The sequence below is a fragment of the Tenacibaculum sp. TB-56 genome (assembly GCF_059716275.2).
The window spans coordinates 593029-608987 of record NZ_CM201367.1 but is presented as its reverse complement, the minus strand read 5'-3'; the positions used below and the strand labels follow the sequence as shown (position 1 = coordinate 608987).

General features: G+C 32.3%; 18 protein-coding genes and 2 tRNA genes. 12 read left to right on the top strand and 8 right to left on the bottom strand.

The window, feature by feature from the left end; translation table 11 throughout:
* The first annotated feature begins 200 nt into the window (after positions 1–200).
* Positions 201–2117 carry an ABC-F family ATP-binding cassette domain-containing protein gene (locus AC3VI6_RS02930; protein WP_497705109.1) on the top strand — a complete coding sequence of 639 codons (1917 nt, stop codon included), beginning with the start codon at positions 201–203 and terminating at the stop codon, positions 2115–2117.
* A 2-nt stretch (positions 2118–2119) separates the two neighbouring features.
* On the opposite strand, the gene AC3VI6_RS02925 is transcribed toward AC3VI6_RS02930, so the two are convergent.
* Entirely contained in the window at positions 2120–2923 is an 804-nt protein-coding gene (locus AC3VI6_RS02925; RefSeq protein ID WP_497705108.1) for an SDR family oxidoreductase, read from the bottom strand.
* Positions 2924–3077: 154 nt separating this feature from the next.
* Positions 3078–3836 (bottom strand): hypothetical protein, encoded by a 759-nt coding sequence (locus tag AC3VI6_RS02920; protein WP_497705107.1) that lies wholly within the window; start codon positions 3834–3836, stop codon positions 3078–3080.
* A 330-nt stretch (positions 3837–4166) separates the two neighbouring features.
* Between AC3VI6_RS02920 and AC3VI6_RS02915 the strand changes: the two genes are divergently transcribed.
* The 4 genes from AC3VI6_RS02915 to AC3VI6_RS02900 are packed head-to-tail and all read left to right on the top strand — an operon-like array spanning position 4167 to position 7312.
* A complete protein-coding gene (locus AC3VI6_RS02915) occupies positions 4167–5006 on the top strand; it encodes a winged helix-turn-helix domain-containing protein (protein WP_520436369.1) in 840 nt (279 codons plus the stop codon).
* A gap of 31 nt (positions 5007–5037) precedes the next feature.
* On the top strand, positions 5038–5979 hold the full coding sequence (locus tag AC3VI6_RS02910; protein ID WP_497705105.1) for a 1-aminocyclopropane-1-carboxylate deaminase/D-cysteine desulfhydrase: 942 nt from the start codon (positions 5038–5040) through the stop codon (positions 5977–5979).
* Positions 5979–6773, top strand: coding sequence for a glucosaminidase domain-containing protein (locus AC3VI6_RS02905; RefSeq protein WP_497705104.1), 795 nt, complete (start codon positions 5979–5981; stop codon positions 6771–6773). Before AC3VI6_RS02910 ends, AC3VI6_RS02905 begins: the two co-directional genes overlap by 1 nt.
* Positions 6774–6793: 20 nt before the next feature.
* A complete protein-coding gene (locus AC3VI6_RS02900) occupies positions 6794–7312 on the top strand; it encodes a gamma carbonic anhydrase family protein (RefSeq protein ID WP_435255465.1) in 519 nt (172 codons plus the stop codon).
* Between the two features lie 87 nt (positions 7313–7399).
* Here the strand turns inward: AC3VI6_RS02900 and AC3VI6_RS02895 are convergent, their stop codons facing one another.
* Positions 7400–7852: a DUF4890 domain-containing protein gene (locus tag AC3VI6_RS02895; RefSeq protein ID WP_497705103.1), complete on the bottom strand. Its 453-nt coding sequence runs from the start codon at positions 7850–7852 to the stop codon at positions 7400–7402.
* Between the two features lie 103 nt (positions 7853–7955).
* On the opposite strand from AC3VI6_RS02895, the gene AC3VI6_RS02890 reads away from it, so the two are divergent.
* Positions 7956–8933, top strand: coding sequence for an endonuclease/exonuclease/phosphatase family protein (locus tag AC3VI6_RS02890; RefSeq protein WP_497705102.1), 978 nt, complete (start codon positions 7956–7958; stop codon positions 8931–8933).
* 147 nt (positions 8934–9080) lie between these two features.
* Here AC3VI6_RS02890 and AC3VI6_RS02885 read toward each other — a convergent pair whose 3' ends face one another.
* The 5 genes from AC3VI6_RS02885 to AC3VI6_RS02865 form a co-directional block, all read right to left on the bottom strand.
* Positions 9081–9362: a GIY-YIG nuclease family protein gene (locus AC3VI6_RS02885; RefSeq protein WP_497705101.1), complete on the bottom strand. Its 282-nt coding sequence runs from the start codon at positions 9360–9362 to the stop codon at positions 9081–9083.
* Between the two features lie 89 nt (positions 9363–9451).
* On the bottom strand, positions 9452–9733 hold the full coding sequence (locus AC3VI6_RS02880) for a GIY-YIG nuclease family protein (RefSeq protein WP_497705101.1): 282 nt from the start codon (positions 9731–9733) through the stop codon (positions 9452–9454).
* A gap of 89 nt (positions 9734–9822) precedes the next feature.
* Positions 9823–10104, bottom strand: a complete 282-nt coding sequence (locus AC3VI6_RS02875; RefSeq protein ID WP_497705101.1) for a GIY-YIG nuclease family protein — start codon at positions 10102–10104, stop codon at positions 9823–9825.
* A 47-nt stretch (positions 10105–10151) separates the two neighbouring features.
* Positions 10152–10227, bottom strand: a tRNA-Phe gene (locus AC3VI6_RS02870).
* Positions 10228–10291: 64 nt separating this feature from the next.
* Positions 10292–10364: transfer RNA gene (locus AC3VI6_RS02865), tRNA-Phe, on the bottom strand.
* A gap of 109 nt (positions 10365–10473) precedes the next feature.
* On the opposite strand from AC3VI6_RS02865, the gene AC3VI6_RS02860 reads away from it, so the two are divergent.
* Genes AC3VI6_RS02860 through AC3VI6_RS02835 form a run of 6 tightly spaced genes read left to right on the top strand, consistent with a single transcriptional unit; the run spans position 10474 to position 15854 of the window.
* A complete protein-coding gene (locus AC3VI6_RS02860) occupies positions 10474–11205 on the top strand; it encodes a type III pantothenate kinase (protein WP_497705100.1) in 732 nt (243 codons plus the stop codon).
* On the top strand, positions 11198–12457 hold the full coding sequence (bamG, locus tag AC3VI6_RS02855) for a BamG family beta-barrel-assembly machinery protein (RefSeq protein ID WP_497705099.1): 1260 nt from the start codon (positions 11198–11200) through the stop codon (positions 12455–12457). The genes AC3VI6_RS02860 and bamG overlap by 8 nt, the downstream gene beginning before the upstream one ends.
* A gap of 12 nt (positions 12458–12469) precedes the next feature.
* Positions 12470–13783 carry a tetratricopeptide repeat protein gene (locus AC3VI6_RS02850; RefSeq protein ID WP_520436368.1) on the top strand — a complete coding sequence of 438 codons (1314 nt, stop codon included), beginning with the start codon at positions 12470–12472 and terminating at the stop codon, positions 13781–13783.
* Positions 13784–13792: 9 nt separating this feature from the next.
* Positions 13793–14365: an LPS export ABC transporter periplasmic protein LptC gene (gene lptC, locus AC3VI6_RS02845; RefSeq protein ID WP_435255451.1), complete on the top strand. Its 573-nt coding sequence runs from the start codon at positions 13793–13795 to the stop codon at positions 14363–14365.
* Positions 14365–14562, top strand: a complete 198-nt coding sequence (locus tag AC3VI6_RS02840; protein WP_028890542.1) for a hypothetical protein — start codon at positions 14365–14367, stop codon at positions 14560–14562. The genes lptC and AC3VI6_RS02840 overlap by 1 nt, the downstream gene beginning before the upstream one ends.
* Complete coding sequence (locus tag AC3VI6_RS02835) at positions 14562–15854, top strand: hemolysin family protein (RefSeq protein WP_520436367.1); 1293 nt, start codon at positions 14562–14564, stop codon at positions 15852–15854. The genes AC3VI6_RS02840 and AC3VI6_RS02835 overlap by 1 nt, the downstream gene beginning before the upstream one ends.
* Positions 15855–15959 lie beyond the last annotated feature (105 nt).

Genomic DNA, 15959 nt, shown 5'->3' with positions numbered 1-15959 from the left:
GTACTTGAAAAATTCACCTTCATGACAACGAGGGCATTTGCTGTTGAAAATACTGTATAATTTACTTCCTTTTCCAAACATTTCTTATAGATATTAAGTTCGATTAACTATTTGCTTTTTGTAAGTTTGCACAAATTTCAACAAAAATAAAACAGTATTTTGTAACCACAGTTACAAAACCTTGGTAATTTGCTAAAATTATGTTAAACGTACACGATTTATCAGTTTCCTTTATGGGAACAGATTTGTTTTCTGGAATCACCTTTAAATTAATTAAAGGAGATCGTATTGGATTGATTGGAAAAAACGGAGCAGGTAAATCTACGCTACTTAAAGTTTTGGCAAAAGATATTGAAAGTAGTGGTGGTACGTTGGCATTTGATAAAGATGTGCGTATCGGTTTTTTACGTCAGGATATTGATTTTGATTATGGAAGAACTATTTTAGAAGAAGCCTACCAAGCATTTACTGAAATTAAAGAAATTGAACTAGAACTTGATGAAATCAACCGTCAATTAGCGGAAAGAACTGATTATGAAAGTGAAGCGTATAATCAATTAATTGTTGATTTAAACGAGAAAACAGAACGTTATGAGCTACTTGGTGGATATAACTACCAAGGAGAAACTGAAAAGATTTTACAAGGATTAGGATTTCAACGTGAAGATTTTGATAAGTTGACGGATACCTTCTCTGGTGGATGGCGTATGCGTATCGAACTCGCAAAACTTCTTCTTCAGAACAACGATATTTTATTACTCGATGAGCCTACCAACCACTTAGATATCGAGTCGATTATTTGGTTAGAAAACTTTTTGAAGAACTATGCAGGGGCTATCGTATTGGTGTCGCATGATAAGATGTTCTTAGATAACGTAACCAATCGTACCATAGAAATTTCGTTAGGTCAGATTTATGATTATAAAAAACCGTATTCTGAGTTCTTAAAACTACGTGCTGAGATCAAAGAAAAGCAGTTGCAAACACAGAAAAATCAGCAAAAGGAAATAGAACATACCGAAAAGTTGATTGAAAAATTCCGTGCAAAAGCTAGTAAAGCTTCCATGGCGCAATCGCTGATTAAAAAGCTGGAGAAAGTAGAGCGTATTGAAGTTGATCAAGATGATAATGCAGTAATGAATGTTCGTTTTGAAATTTCAAAAGAACCAGGTAAAATTATTGTAGAAGCTGAAAACTTAACGAAGAACTACGGAGAAAAAGAAGTATTAAAAGATGTTGATTTACTCATCGAGCGTAATAGCAGAATTGCTTTTGTTGGTCAAAACGGGCAAGGAAAATCTACTTTAGCAAAAATGATGGTGGGGGAAATTCCGTTTGAAGGAAGTTTAAAACTCGGACATAATGTAGAGATAGGTTATTTTGCACAGAACCAATCCGAAGAATTACCGCCTGAAAAAACGGTGTTGGAAATTATGGAAGATGCTGCCAATGATACCAACCGATTAAAAGTGAGAGACATGTTAGGAGCCTTTTTATTTGGTGGAGAAGCGGTAGATAAAAAAGCCAAAGTACTATCAGGAGGAGAACGAAATCGTTTAGCCTTGTGTAAGTTGTTATTATCACCTTTTAATGTGTTGATAATGGATGAGCCTACCAACCACTTAGACATTGCTTCTAAAAACGTATTAAAGAAAGCCTTACAGAACTTTGATGGAACCTTAATCGTAGTGTCTCACGACCGTGATTTCTTGCAAGGGTTAACTACAACCGTGTATGGATTTAAAGATCGAGAAATAAAAGAATATTTAGGCGATATCGATTACTTCTTAGAGCAACACAAAATGGAAAGTTTACGTGATGCTGAAAAAAGAACGGTGGTAAAAGACGAAAAAGATACATCTAAAAAAGAAGCGTATCAATTATCAAAAGAGCAAGAAAAGGAGCTTAAAAAACTAAAAAATAAGCTCAATAAAATAGAAAACCAAATAGCGGATTTAGAAGCTGAAATTGAACAAATAGATTTAGAACTCGCTCAGAACTACGACGAAGTTGCTGCTCGCCCTAACTTCTTTGAAAACTACAAAGCCAAAAAAGCTAAAGTAGATGAGTTAATGGAAGAGTGGGAGCAAGTAGAAGAACAAGTAGCTAGTTTTTAATATTACTTTTTTCGACCAGAGAAATGTTCCATTGTTTTATAAATTCCAAAGACGTTTCCTGCAAACCAATCAAAAATAGTAATTGACGTTACCGCTTGAGCAAAACGTGTAAATCTGTAAATGTAACCAGGAATACTGATTAGCTTTTTATTCTTCTCAATTGCTTTAACAATGGTTAATGCTGTTGCTTCAGGTTCAAGAATTGGAATTTTAGACCTTACACCGTCAAACATACCAGTATTAATGTAGTAAGGCAATATTGTGGTAATATTCACTTTTTTATTCAGTTGTTCCATCTCTAAACGCAGGCTATCCGACCAACCGATAAGCGACCATTTACTAGCTGCATACACCGACATTTTAGGGTTTGAAACCAGTCCACCAGACGAAGCAATATTGCAAATATGCCCTGAATTTCGATCCAGCATATCTTTAAGAAACTCAAGTGTGATAAACATTGGCGCATTTGCATTAATTTCCATGGTTTTAGCAATGTCAGCTGCTGTATGGTCTTTAAAATATTTACCAACTATAATTCCTGCATTGTTGATTAAAACATCAACAACACCAATTTCTGCTTTAACTTTTTTAGAGGTGTCTTGAATTTGTTCAAGGCTTGAAATATCAACGGTATACGTAAATAGTTCTCCTAGGTTAGAAAACTCCGTTACTGTTTTATCAATATTCTCTTGGTTAATATCCCAGATAATAACTTTGGCTTTTCGTTCTAATAGTAAACGAACCATTATTTTACCAATTCCAGAAGCTCCTCCAGTAATTAAAACTGTTTTATCTTTTAAGTGCATATTTTTTGTTTTGGTTGTAACGGTTTTTGTGTATGATTTGTGGCGTGTTTAAGTACCAAATTTAGCAAATACAGACCTAAAAGAAAATCCGCGAGGATTTTCAGAAGTAGGCGAGAACCAGTCGTTAATTATACACAGTGTTGCCAGTAGTTTTTTATCCATTTTGATTTATTTGCCTTAAACTCCATTTAGTAGCGTAAATTAAATATCTTAAAACAAAGAAAACTAAAATGAAGCCTAAAATCAATATTTTAATAGAATTCTCTGTTATTGTTTTATTGAAAAATGAGTTTTGTATTTTTTTTAGTTGAATTTCTGAAGAATTTATGTTTTCTAAATATTTTTCTGATTCACTATCGTTAGATATTTTCGTGTAAAATTCTTCTTTAGAAACTGAAATTTTATTTTCTTTTAATACGCTAAACAAGTCGTAAGTTCGCATAGCTAAAGTAGAATCTATTTTCAAATCAGTCACAAATGTGTTGTCATTATAATCAATATTTTTAAAGGCTAAATCTCCAAAATATTTTTGATGAAAGTCAATTTGTGATAAATCTGTCAAATCATTATCGACCAAAAATTGATGTAATTGAATTGTGCTTTTTTCGTTTATGTAAGTATTTGAAAAATTTTCAAAATCCTTATTTGTTAGTTTTGTTTCTTTTAAATATTTATAAAGGTTTTGTCTTTTCTCATATATTTTATTTGGCAAGGATTCACTCACAACGAATGACTTAATTTTCAATCTGTAAGGAAAATTTTCTTGTTTTTTCAGATTACTAATTTCAATTTTGATTTTGCGTTCATTACTCAAATTCCATTGATTGATTTTTATCCATACAAACAAGGTGATAAAAAATAAAATTGATGTTCCAAGAAGAATTAAAAATTCCCGCGCTACTATTTTTTTCATAAATTTTATTTCGTCTTGTTTTTTTTCAAATTACTGGCAACTCGTTATATAAGAAATAAAAGTTTTGTTATCCCTGTATTATAATGCGATAAGAAGAGATTTCAGCAATTTTATTTCATTTCAATTTTCGAGCTTCAATATAGTAAAATAATGTCATTTCGAATAAGCGGTTTTATGAGCGACTGAGAAATCTTAAGATTGTGAGTCACTGCTATTAATGAGATTCCTCCCTCTGGTCGGAAAAACAAGTGTGAAAAAATGTCAAAAAAGTGTAAAAGAAATGTCAATTCTCTTAAAAAGAAGAGAAAAAATGTGTTATTTGTAAGTTGTATGAGTAAGAGAGCTATTTTTTATATAGGTATATTTTTAATTTCAGTACAACTTATTTCTTGTAAAACCAATAATGAGTTTACTGAAAAAGTAAGAGTTTCATTGCGAAATGTGGGGCATCAATTGTTGTTAACCAATCAAGATTCTACTTCATTGGTGTTGCCTATAAAAGAACTAAACAAGCATAAATATCAATTAACCTTTCAAAGTAATTTACAGGTATCACCTGATAGTTTGGTAGCGATTGTAAAAAGAAGTTTTTCTCAATCAGAATTACCATCCAACTACCGTATTGAGGTCAAAGAATGTTTGAATGAGGAAGTAGCCTACAGTTACGAAATGATGCAGAGTGAAGAAAATGCCATTGTACCTTGTAAGGGAAGAGTGTTGCCTACCAGTTGCTATTTTATAGATGTCCAGTTTCTTAAAAAGGAAAATAAGAATCAATATTTCTTCTACGGATTCGTACTCTTAATTTCGGTTTTGGGTTTTGGTGTGTATCAAAAAAAGAAAAGAAAAATAGTTACCGACACAGCTTTGAACAATTCGTTAAGTTTAGGGAGGTTTACATTTTATCCTGAACAAAACAAGTTGATTAAAGAAGCGGAAGAAATTCCGTTATCTAATAAAGAATGCGAGTTATTAACTATTTTTATTGACAGACCCAACGAAGTGATTAAAAGAGAGGAGTTGATGAAAAAAGTTTGGGAAGAAAATGGCGTTGTGGTAGGTAGAAGTTTAGATACCTATATTTCAAAACTTCGTAAAAAGTTAAAAGAGGATGCTTCTATAAAAATTACCAATATTCACGGAGTAGGATATAAGCTAGAAATAGATTAAACCTGTATTTTTGTGGTGTTAATTTTTTTGAATGCTTTTTCAACTCAACATACCTACACCCATAAATCAGCAAATTCAATTGCCTGTTTTAGCAAACAAAGGAATTGAGCTTTTTGTAAAGAGAGAAGATACTATTCATCCATTTGTTTCAGGGAACAAATTCAGAAAACTGAAGTACAATATTGAAGAAGCAAAACGACAAGGAAAAGAAACACTGTTAACTTTTGGAGGCGCTTTTTCAAATCATATTGCTGCTACTGCTGCTGCAGGAAAAATAGCTGGATTTAAAACCATAGGAATTATTCGAGGTGATGAATTAGGAAAAGATCTAGAGAAGACACTTGCTCAAAACAAAACCTTAAAAAATGCGTTCGATAATGGTATGGAGTTTCAATTTATTTCTAGAGAAGCCTACCGAAATAAAACTTCCGAAGCATTTATCAAACATTTAAAAAAAGAATTTGGTGATTTTTATCTCGTTCCAGAAGGAGGGACGAATGCATTAGCGGTACAGGGTTGTGAAGAGATTTTAACAAATGAAGATGAAAAAATCGATTATATTTGTTGTGCAGTTGGTACTGGAGGAACCATTTCTGGATTGATAAATTCAGCTAAAGAACACCAAAAAGTAATTGGTTTTCCTGCGTTGAAAGGTGATTTTTTAATAGATGAAATACAACCTTATGTGAAAGGAAATACAAATTGGAGTTTGCAAACTAACTATCATTTTGGAGGATACGGAAAATATACTCCGGAATTAATTCGTTTTATAAATGAGTTTAAAGAGCAAACCAATATTCCGTTAGATCCAATTTATACAGGAAAGTTGTTATACGGAATTATCGATTTGGTTTCGAAAGATATGTTTCCTGTAAACAGCAAAATTTTAGTAATTCATACAGGTGGTTTGCAAGGAATTGACGGAGTAAATCAAAAATTAAAGAATAAAAATCAAGAGTTAATAAAGGTTTAATGAAGATAAAAGTAGTTTTATTAGCAGCATGTGCTGTGATATTGGCAAGTTGTGGTTCAGGTAAAAATGTGGTAAGATCTACGCCTAATGAGGTTGTGTTGGACACTAAAGAAGAAAAAGCTCCAGAGTTGCCACAATTAGAGCAAGTGAAGCGTCCAGCGACAACAACTGTAAATCATACCGAAACCTATATTCAAAAGTTTGCACCAATTGCGGTAAAGAAAATGCATGAACACGGAATTCCTGCAAGTATTACCTTAGCGCAAGGAGTGTTAGAGTCAGGAAGTGGTAGAAGTGCATTAGCGCTTCGTTCTAACAATCACTTCGGAATTAAGTGTCATAGAGGTTGGCAAGGACATAGTGTAACTCATGATGACGACGAAAAAGGAGAATGTTTTAGAAAATATAAATATCCAGAAACATCATACGAAGATCATTCACAGTTTTTGTTAACGCGTAGTCGTTATGCAAGTTTGTTTAAATTAAGACATACCGATTATAAAGGTTGGGCGTATGGCTTGAAAAAAGCTGGGTATGCAACGGATAAACGATACCCGCAAAAGTTAATTTCTATCATTAATAAATACGATTTATCTCAATACGATAGGGTAAAACCTGATGGATCATTAGCTGCTAAAATATCGAGCTACAAAGAAGAGTCTCACAAAGTGCAAAAAGGAGATACGTTGTATTCAATATCGAGAAGGTATAATATTTCGGTACAACGATTAAAAGAAGTAAATGGATTGACGGATAACAACATTAGTATTGGTCAAGACTTACTTGTAAAATAAAAAATAGCAATAGATTATATATGCCAATTATAAAACCTGTAAACGGAAAACATCCGCAAATACCAAAAGATTGTTATGTGGCAGAAAATGCTACTATTGTTGGAGATGTACAAATGGGAAAAGAATGTAGTGTATGGTTTAATGCTGTAATTCGAGGTGATGTACATTATATAAAAATGGGAGACAAAGTAAATGTACAGGATGGGGCGGTTATACATGCTACCTATCAAAAATCACCAACTACGATCGGAAATAATGTGTCTATCGGTCATAATGCTTTGGTGCATGGATGTACAATTCACGATAATGTGTTAGTAGGTATGGGGAGTATTATTATGGATGATTGCGTGGTAGAATCGAATTCTATTATCGCAGCAGGTGCTGTAGTTACTAAAAATACACATATTGAAAGTGGAAGTGTATATGCAGGAGTTCCAGCTAAAAAAGTAAAAGATATTTCTCAAGAGCTAATTTCTGGAGAGATTGATAGAATAGCCAACAATTATGTGAAATATTCAAGTTGGTTTAAAGAGGAATAAATAAAAAGTAAAAGCCCTGTTTTAAAACTAAAACAGGGCTTTTTCAATCAAAACTAATCTACTATAAATCGATATTACTTATCGCTTTTATTTTCTTTTTGATGCTTTCTTTTTTTCATGCATTTTACGATCACCTTTCTTTTTATGTCTATTCATTTTTCTTGCAGCCATTTTTTCAAAGCGTTCGTATTGCTGCTCGTTTAAAATGCGTTTCATTTCAGTTTTGTATGCAATTTGCTTGTCTAGCATTTTGGTTTTCATTGCGTAACGCTCATCCGAAGTAGGTTTACTGTCGCTCTCTTTCATCGCTTTTCTCTTAGCCCACATTTCTTTTCTTTCAGCTACTTTTTTAGCTATTAAAGGTTTAATTTGGTTTTGTTGCGCTTCAGTTAAATCCAACTTCAACGTCATTTTTTTAACTTCTAACTCTGTTTGTTGTTCTACCGTTAATTGCTCACGTTTACCTTTATCTCCTTTTTGTGCTTGAGTAGTAACGGTAAATCCAACCGCTAAAACCAATACTGTTAATAATTTTTTCATGTTTATAAAAATTTAAGGTTTTGTAATTATTTACGCTTTTAAGACCAAACGAGATTAAAAAAGTTTAAATTTGAAAGTATTTTTAACATTTTTTTAGTTTTTTATGAAGTCTATTTTCAGAATTGCTGTAAGATTTTTATTGGTAGTTATAGCAGCGTTTGCAATCTTCTTTTTTTGGGCGTCTTCACCAACCATGGATGAAGCTGAATACGCAAAAATAATTACACACGAGTATGATACCACTTTAGATACTGATTCTGTTTACAGTATTGTAACTTATAATATTGGATATTTAAGCGGAATGACAAATAACCGAGCAATCGCAAAACCTAAAGAATTATTCGATTCTAATATGAAAAAGGTGCTTACTGAAATTCAAAAAGTAAATCCAGATATATTGGCTTTTCAAGAAATTGATTACAAAGCAGCGAGATCGTATGAAGTAAATCAGGAAGAAGAGATTGCTAAATTAGGATATAACTATGTAGCAAGAGGGGTAAATTGGGATGAACATTACGTCCCTTTTCCTTCTTGGCCACCAAGCATGCACTTTGGTAAAATTGTGTCAGGACAATCCATTTTAAGTAAATATGAGTTAAAAGATTACCAACGAATTGTGTTAGAGCGTGTGGCAGATAATCCGTTTTATAGAGATGCATTGTATTTAGATAGGTTGATGCAAGTGGTTAAAGTGATTATAGAAGGAAAAGAAGTTGTGGTGATAAACTTACATTTAGAAGCATTTGACAAAGCAACACGAGTACGTCAGTTTGAATACGTATTGAATCTTTTCAATAGTTATAAAACAACGTACCCAACTATTTTATTGGGTGATTTTAACTCAAAAGCAAGAGATAGCGAAGCTATTATTCAAAAAATGTTTTCGATGGATGGAGTTGGGAACGCAGCATTTTCTTCTGAAAACCCTGAAAACACATTTGATACTAAAGATCCCGTAGAACGTATTGATTATATTTTTTATACAGAAAATACGATTGAATATATTGAAGGGAAAGTATTAAATGAATTTAGCGAAGCATCAGACCATTATCCAATAGAGATGAGGTTCAGATTAAAATAAATAAAAAACAACTCGGTCATTTATTGAGTTGTTTTTTAGCTTAAAACTAAAAATCCCGACTTTTCGGGGCAAACAAATTTGTTTGTCCCGAAAAGTCGGGATTTGTGGTGGTGCCTCCAGCCCCGAAGCGTCGGGGGAACTAGGAGATTACTTTCTTAATAAGATGTCATTTAAGATGGAAGGGTTAGCAATAATCTTTTCTATAAACTTTTTACTTTTCATTCTTTTAATAAATCGTTCTAAATAAAGCGCATCTTGTTTGTTTTGACAAGAGTGAGTTAAAACAATTTTCCAGTCACTAGTAGCCTTGGTGTAGTTAGATTTATAATGATGTGTATTGTGTTGTAGTAATCTGTTTTCAGGATTTATACTTTCACCTACGTAATATCTATTAATAGTTTGGCTATGTAATATGTATAGAAAATGCATAAACCGAAGTTAACTAAAAAACCCGAACAAATTTGTTCGGGTTTTTGTGGTGGTACCTCCAGCCCCGAAGCGTCGGGGGAACCAGGAGATTACTTTCTTAATAAGATGTCATTTAAGATGGAAGGGTTAGCAATAATCTTTTCTATAAACTTTTTACTTTTCATTCTTTTAATAAATCGTTCTAAATAAAGCGCATCTTGTTTGTTTTGACAAGAGTGAGTTAAAACAATTTTCCAGTCACTAGTAGCCTTGGTGTAGTTAGATTTATAATGATGTGTATTGTGTTGTAGTAATCTGTTTTCAGGATTTATACTTTCACCTACGTAATATCTATTAATAGTTTGGCTATGTAATATGTATAGAAAATGCATAAACCGAAGTTAACTAAAAAACCCGAACAAATTTGTTCGGGTTTTTGTGGTGGTGCCTCCAGCCCCGAAGCGTCGGGGGAACCAGGAGATTACTTTCTTAATAAGATGTCATTTAAGATGGAAGGGTTAGCAATAATCTTTTCTATAAACTTTTTACTTTTCATTCTTTTAATAAATCGTTCTAAATAAAGCGCATCTTGTTTGTTTTGACAAGAGTGAGTTAAAACAATTTTCCAGTCACTAGTAGCCTTGGTGTAGTTAGATTTATAATGATGTGTATTGTGTTGTAGTAATCTGTTTTCAGGATTTATACTTTCACCTACGTAATATCTATTAATAGTTTGGCTATGTAATATGTATAGAAAATGCATAAACCGAAGTTAACTAAAAAACCCGAACAAATTTGTTCGGGTTTTTGTGGTGGTGCCTCCAGGAATCGAACCAGGGACACAAGGATTTTCAGTCCTTTGCTCTACCAACTGAGCTAAGGCACCAGTTTGCTTTGAAAAAGTAACATCTTTAAAATAAAACTCGCAACTTGCGCTACGAGTTTTATTGTGGTGCCTCCAGGAATCGAACCAGGGACACAAGGATTTTCAGTCCTTTGCTCTACCAACTGAGCTAAGGCACCAGTTGCTACTTTCGTTAAGCGGATGCAAATATACAATCGTTTTTTAATTATACAAAGTAAAAACTTTAAAAAAATGTGCCGTAAATTTACAAGCTCTAAGAAATGAAATATGAACCTAATTATTGATGTAGGCAATACAAGAGTTAAAGTAGCTGTTTTTGAATTAGATACTATTAATGAAATTTTTGTTTTTGATAAAGCAGAAATACTTTCAGAAGTGAAAAAAATAATTTCAAATTTTTCAATTACTAGTAGTATTGTGTCATCCGTAGCTCATTTTACAGAAGAAGAAAGGCAAGAAATAGCAGAACTTTTAAATCCGATTTTTTTAGATTCTACTACAAACGTTCCGTTTAAAAACAATTATAAAACCCCTAAGACATTAGGAGTAGATAGAATAGCATTAGCTTCTGCCGCGGCTAACAAGTATCCTAACAAAAACGTATTGGTGATTGATGCAGGAACTTGTATTACTTATGATTTTATAACGAAAGAAAGTGAGTATTTAGGAGGGGCGATCTCTCCAGGTATTCAAATGAGGTATAAAGCGTTACACAAATTTACGGCTAAATTGCCTTTGTTAGAACCAAGCAAACTTGAAAATTTTATTGGAGTTGATACCAATACTTCAATACATTCGGGCGTTATTAATGGAGTTTCTAATGAAATAGACGGAATAATTAAACAATATCAAAAAAAGTATCAAGAATTAACAGTAGTTTTAACAGGAGGGGATACATATTTTTTGTCAAAACAATTAAAAAGTGTCATATTTGCCCATCCAAATTTTGTTTTGGAAGGATTACATACTATTTTGATACACAACTTAGCGAATGATTAAGAGATTTATATTAGGAGTTTTTGTATTTACTACATCAGCAATATTAGCGCAAAGAAACAGCGCTTCACCATACTCTTACTTTGGTATAGGAGAAAATTTTGAAGCAGTAACAGTAGAGCAAGCTTCTATGGGAGGAATTGGTGTTGCAACGAAAAATAATCATCACTTAAATTTTATAAACCCAGCAGCAAATGCCGATTTAAGAGCAGCAACTTATGCAATTGGTGGTAGCTTAACATTTTTAACCGTAAAAGAAGGAAACGAATCTCAAACAGGAAATTCTACGAATTTGAGATATATTTCTCTTGGTTTTCCTGTTGGAAAAAAAGCAGGTTTTTCGGTTGGTTTACAACCTTTTTCTTCAGTAGGATATTCACTGGTAGATAAAGAAAATACAGAAGATATTACTGTGTTTTCTGGTGAAGGAGGAGCTAATAAAATCTATGCGAGCTATGGTATTTACGCATACAAAGGTTTGTCGTTAGGTGTTGAAGCAGGTTTTGTTTTCGGAAACATAGAGAATAATGTTTTTAATAAAAGAACAGATGTAGTGTTAGCTACCTCGCACGAAGAATCTTTTAATGTAAGAGGAGGACAGTTTAAATTAGGAGCTCAATATAAAACAGAACTAAAAAATAAGTTACAATTATCTACCGGAGCATCGTTTACCTTATCTTCTGATTTATCAGTAAAAGGAAACGAAAGAATGTATTCTATTTCAGAAGATGATGGGGAAATTAAAGATGTATTATTTGATAGACCTTTAAATGGAAATATTAATGTACCATTGAAAAGTGTGTATGGTTTTGGTATAGGAAAAGAGAATAAATGGTATGTAGAAGTAAATCAACAATACCAAAGTGCTCTAGGAAGTAATAGTATATTTATTACTGATGGTCAATCTCACAAATACGACGACTCAAGTAAATTTGCTATAGGAGGATATTTTATTCCAAAAGTAAATTCGATTACTAGTTATTGGGATAGAGTAACTTATAGAGCAGGTTTACGTTTTGAAGATACAGGATTGTTAGTAAAAACAACAGATAATTTTGAGCCAGTAAAAGACTTTGGCATAAATGTTGGATTAGGATTGCCATTGCCAAGACAATTATCAAACTTAAACGTAGGATTTGAGTATGGGCAAAGAGGAACAACTAACAATAACTTAATAAAAGAGAACTACTTTAACGTAAGATTAAGTTTATCTTTGAACAGTATTAAATGGTTCCACAAAACACGAATAGATTAACAAAAACCGATAATGATGAAAAAAATTACGTATTTACTAACAGGATTATTTTTGTTTGTAGCCGTAAATGGAGCAAAAGCACAAGCAAGTCAAGAGTGTCATATTAAATACAACCTTTTTAAAGGAGATGTAACAACAAAAAAATATGAACAATCAAAACCTAATTTAGAGTATTTGTTAGATAACTGTGCTGGTTTATCTATTAACATATATAAGTACGGAGTTAAAGTAGCAGAGAATTTAAAAGATCCTGTATTAGCTAAAAAAGTATATGAAACAAGATTAGCAAACTTTCCAGATGCAGATCCTGCTAAAGCACATAGTGACTATGCAGAATTCTTAATAGATAACAAATTAGCATCAGACGAAGAGGTTTTTGAAATCTTGAAAAAAGCGTATGACATTTCTCCTAAAGATATGGGTGTTAAAAATATCTTCAGATATTTTGAAGCTATAGCAGAGAAGTATCAAGATACTGAGCCTCAAAAAGTATTTGACACGTATGATGACGTAATGGAGTCTGTAGGTGAAAAATTAGAAGATTACAGTAAGAAGATAGCAAAGTTACAAGAGAAAGATTCTTTAGGAACTATTACTTCTAGAGAAAAGAAAAACTTAAGAGCTTATACAATTAACTCATCTTCTTTAGGTCAAGTAGAAGGTGGTTTAGATGCTAAAATTTCTAAAATAGCTACTTGTGAAAGATTAATTCCAATCTATACAAGAGATTTTGAATCTAAGAAAACTGATGGAATTTGGTTAAAAAGAGCGGTATCAAGAATGTATAACAAAGAGTGTACTGCAGATCCGTTATTTGAAAAATTAGCTAACGAGTACGCTAAAGTAACGCAATCTGCTGATGCTTATAACTTCTTAGCAGGTGTATTAGCTAAACATGGAGATAATAGTGGAGCTGCTGAAATGAGAAAGAAAGCTTTCGATTTAGAAACAGATCCGTTTAAAAAGGCTAAGTACAAGTTAAGAGAAGCACAAAGTGCTAGCGGAAGTAGAGCAAGAGCTTTAGCTTACGAAGCTTTAAAGTACAATCCAAACATGGGTAAAGCTTATTTATTCATTGCAAGTTTATATCAAAGAAGTGCAAACTCTTGTGGTAGTGATGAGTTCGAAAAAAGAATGGTATATGTAGCTGCTTTAAACAAAGCGATTAAAGCTGATCAAGTAGATCCAGGATGTGGTGCAGGAAGATATATTTCAAGTTATAAAAAGAATGTACCATCTAAAAAATTAGTTTTCCAAAAAGGTTTAGCTTCAGGAGCAAGCTATAGAGTAGGATGTTGGATTGGAGAAACTGTTCGTGTACCTTAATAAACTGTAATGCTTAAAAAAGCAAAACATATATATAATAGCATTGCTACCATTTGTTTGGTGGCAATGTTTTTTTCTTGTACCAACTCTAAAAAGGAAGTGCGAGATTTTTTAGCTGATAAAAATCTACCAGTAGGTTCTGCAATAGATATTTATCATGTGCATAAAGATTCAGGAAGAATAACCTCTAAAACAAAGGCTCCTGTTTTTTATGATTTTTCAAATAGAAAAGAGCATCCGTATAAAGAATTTCCTAAAGGAATAGAAATAACCACAATAGACAAAACAGGAACCGATTCTACTACTATTTCAGGAAATTATGCATTAACGTACGACAAAACTAAGGTGTCTGAAATTAGAGGAAATGTGGTAATCACTAATCATTCAAAACAAACAAAACTAGAAACCAATCAGTTGTTTTGGGATCAAGAAGAGCATTATTTCTTTACAGAAGATGGTTTTCGTTTTACAACACCAGAAAGTGTTATTAATGGCTACGGATTTGAATCAAACGAAAGTTTAACCAAATGGATGGCTAAGGATATTACGGGAGATATAGAAACAACACAAAAAGATATATAATGAACACACTTTGGAAATATTTACAATACGGATACCTTGTTGTAGGAATCATCTTTTTTGTTGAAGGAATTTTAAAATGGAATTCAGATAAAGAGCAAGCATTTATTATGTTTGGTTTTGCTATCTTTATCATATTAATTTTCTTCTTTAAACGACACTTTAGAAGAAAAGTACAAGAAAGAAATAAACAACGTTAATGCAACCCGAGCTCGTCATTATTTTTGTGTCTATACTGTTTTCTGCCTTTTTTTCAGGCATGGAAATAGCTTTTATATCTGCAAATAAACTTCATATAGAGTTAGAAAAGAAAAGAGAAGGAATTGTACCTCGAATTTTATCAAAACTAACTGAAAAATCTTCCAAATTTATTACCACTATGCTCGTGGGGAATAATGTAGCTTTAGTAGTGTATAGTTACTTTATGGGAGAGTTATTAATGGGATGGTTTCAATCATTTTTACCATCTGATTATACTATAGTAAATTATGTATTGTCTGATGTTAGTTTACTTACTCAAACACTTATTTCAACAATAATTATATTAGTTACAGCAGAGTTTTTGCCTAAAGCTATTTTTAGAATTTATGCGAATGAAATTTTAAAATTCTTTGCTGTACCAGCCTATATTTTTTACGTGTTTTTTTACGGAGTTACTTGGGTAATTACTAAAATTTCAGATTTCTGCTTGCGTGTTTTCTTCCGAACAAAAGAAGATGAAATTCAAACAGAATTTAGTAAAGAGGAATTAGGAAATTACATTTCTGAGCAATTAGATGCAGGTAATGACGAAGAAGAAGTAGACTCTGAAATACAAATCTTTCAAAATGCCTTAGAATTTCATAAGGTAAAAGCACGAGAAATAATGGTGCCAAGAACAGAAATTGTAGCTGTAGATTTACATGAATCTGTAAGCAATCTTAAAAAAATGTTTATTGAGTCTGGTTTGTCAAAAATACTTGTCTATAAAAATTCACTAGATGATATTTTAGGCTATGTAAATGCTTTTGAATTGTTTAAAAAGCCAAATTCTATCAAATCTATTTTGTTGCCAGTAGAGTTCGTGCCAGAATCTATGATTATAAATGATGTACTAAACGGGTTGATTAAAAAACGAAAAAGTATCGCAGTAGTTGTTGATGAATATGGAGGAACTTCAGGAATTATTACGGTTGAAGATATTGTTGAAGAACTGTTTGGAGAAATAGAAGATGAGCACGATACCCAGCAACTGTTAGAAGAAAAAATTAGCGAAAACGAATACAACTTTTCAGCACGTTTAGAAGTAGATTATCTAAACGAAGAGTACGGTTTAAATATTCCTAAAGAAGAAGCCTATGAAACTTTAGGAGGTTTTATTTTAAATTATACCGAAACGATTCCGCAGCAAGATGAAGTTTTACATATCGAAAACTTTCAAATTAAAATTTTAAAAGTAAGTGCTACAAAAATTAACGACATTTACTTTAAGGTAAACAATAAAAGAGATTAACAAATCCTTGTTTCTCTAGAGAAGTCCCTCAAAAACAGCATAAAAAAACATTGCATTATATACTTTGAAATTGTATTTTCGCACACTGTTAATAAAATAAACGAC

Bases quoted from the DNA above. Each gene is read 5' to 3' on its own strand.
- AC3VI6_RS02920 (WP_497705107.1), bottom strand. From the start codon at position 3,836: ATGAAAAAAATAGTAGCGCGGGAATTTTTAATTCTTCTTGGAACATCA.
- lptC (WP_435255451.1), top strand. From the start codon at position 13,793: ATGCTTAAAAAAGCAAAACATATATATAATAGCATTGCTACCATTTGT.
- AC3VI6_RS02930 (WP_497705109.1), top strand. From the start codon at position 201: ATGTTAAACGTACACGATTTATCAGTTTCCTTTATGGGAACAGATTTG.
- AC3VI6_RS02915 (WP_520436369.1), top strand. From the start codon at position 4,167: ATGAGTAAGAGAGCTATTTTTTATATAGGTATATTTTTAATTTCAGTA.
- bamG (WP_497705099.1), top strand. From the start codon at position 11,198: ATGATTAAGAGATTTATATTAGGAGTTTTTGTATTTACTACATCAGCA.
- AC3VI6_RS02910 (WP_497705105.1), top strand. From the start codon at position 5,038: ATGCTTTTTCAACTCAACATACCTACACCCATAAATCAGCAAATTCAA.
- AC3VI6_RS02850 (WP_520436368.1), top strand. From the start codon at position 12,470: ATGATGAAAAAAATTACGTATTTACTAACAGGATTATTTTTGTTTGTA.
- AC3VI6_RS02905 (WP_497705104.1), top strand. From the start codon at position 5,979: ATGAAGATAAAAGTAGTTTTATTAGCAGCATGTGCTGTGATATTGGCA.
- AC3VI6_RS02885 (WP_497705101.1), bottom strand. From the start codon at position 9,362: ATGCATTTTCTATACATATTACATAGCCAAACTATTAATAGATATTAC.
- AC3VI6_RS02840 (WP_028890542.1), top strand. From the start codon at position 14,365: ATGAACACACTTTGGAAATATTTACAATACGGATACCTTGTTGTAGGA.
- AC3VI6_RS02900 (WP_435255465.1), top strand. From the start codon at position 6,794: ATGCCAATTATAAAACCTGTAAACGGAAAACATCCGCAAATACCAAAA.
- AC3VI6_RS02860 (WP_497705100.1), top strand. From the start codon at position 10,474: ATGAACCTAATTATTGATGTAGGCAATACAAGAGTTAAAGTAGCTGTT.
- AC3VI6_RS02890 (WP_497705102.1), top strand. From the start codon at position 7,956: ATGAAGTCTATTTTCAGAATTGCTGTAAGATTTTTATTGGTAGTTATA.
- AC3VI6_RS02895 (WP_497705103.1), bottom strand. From the start codon at position 7,852: ATGAAAAAATTATTAACAGTATTGGTTTTAGCGGTTGGATTTACCGTT.
- AC3VI6_RS02925 (WP_497705108.1), bottom strand. From the start codon at position 2,923: ATGCACTTAAAAGATAAAACAGTTTTAATTACTGGAGGAGCTTCTGGA.
- AC3VI6_RS02880 (WP_497705101.1), bottom strand. From the start codon at position 9,733: ATGCATTTTCTATACATATTACATAGCCAAACTATTAATAGATATTAC.
- AC3VI6_RS02875 (WP_497705101.1), bottom strand. From the start codon at position 10,104: ATGCATTTTCTATACATATTACATAGCCAAACTATTAATAGATATTAC.
- AC3VI6_RS02835 (WP_520436367.1), top strand. From the start codon at position 14,562: ATGCAACCCGAGCTCGTCATTATTTTTGTGTCTATACTGTTTTCTGCC.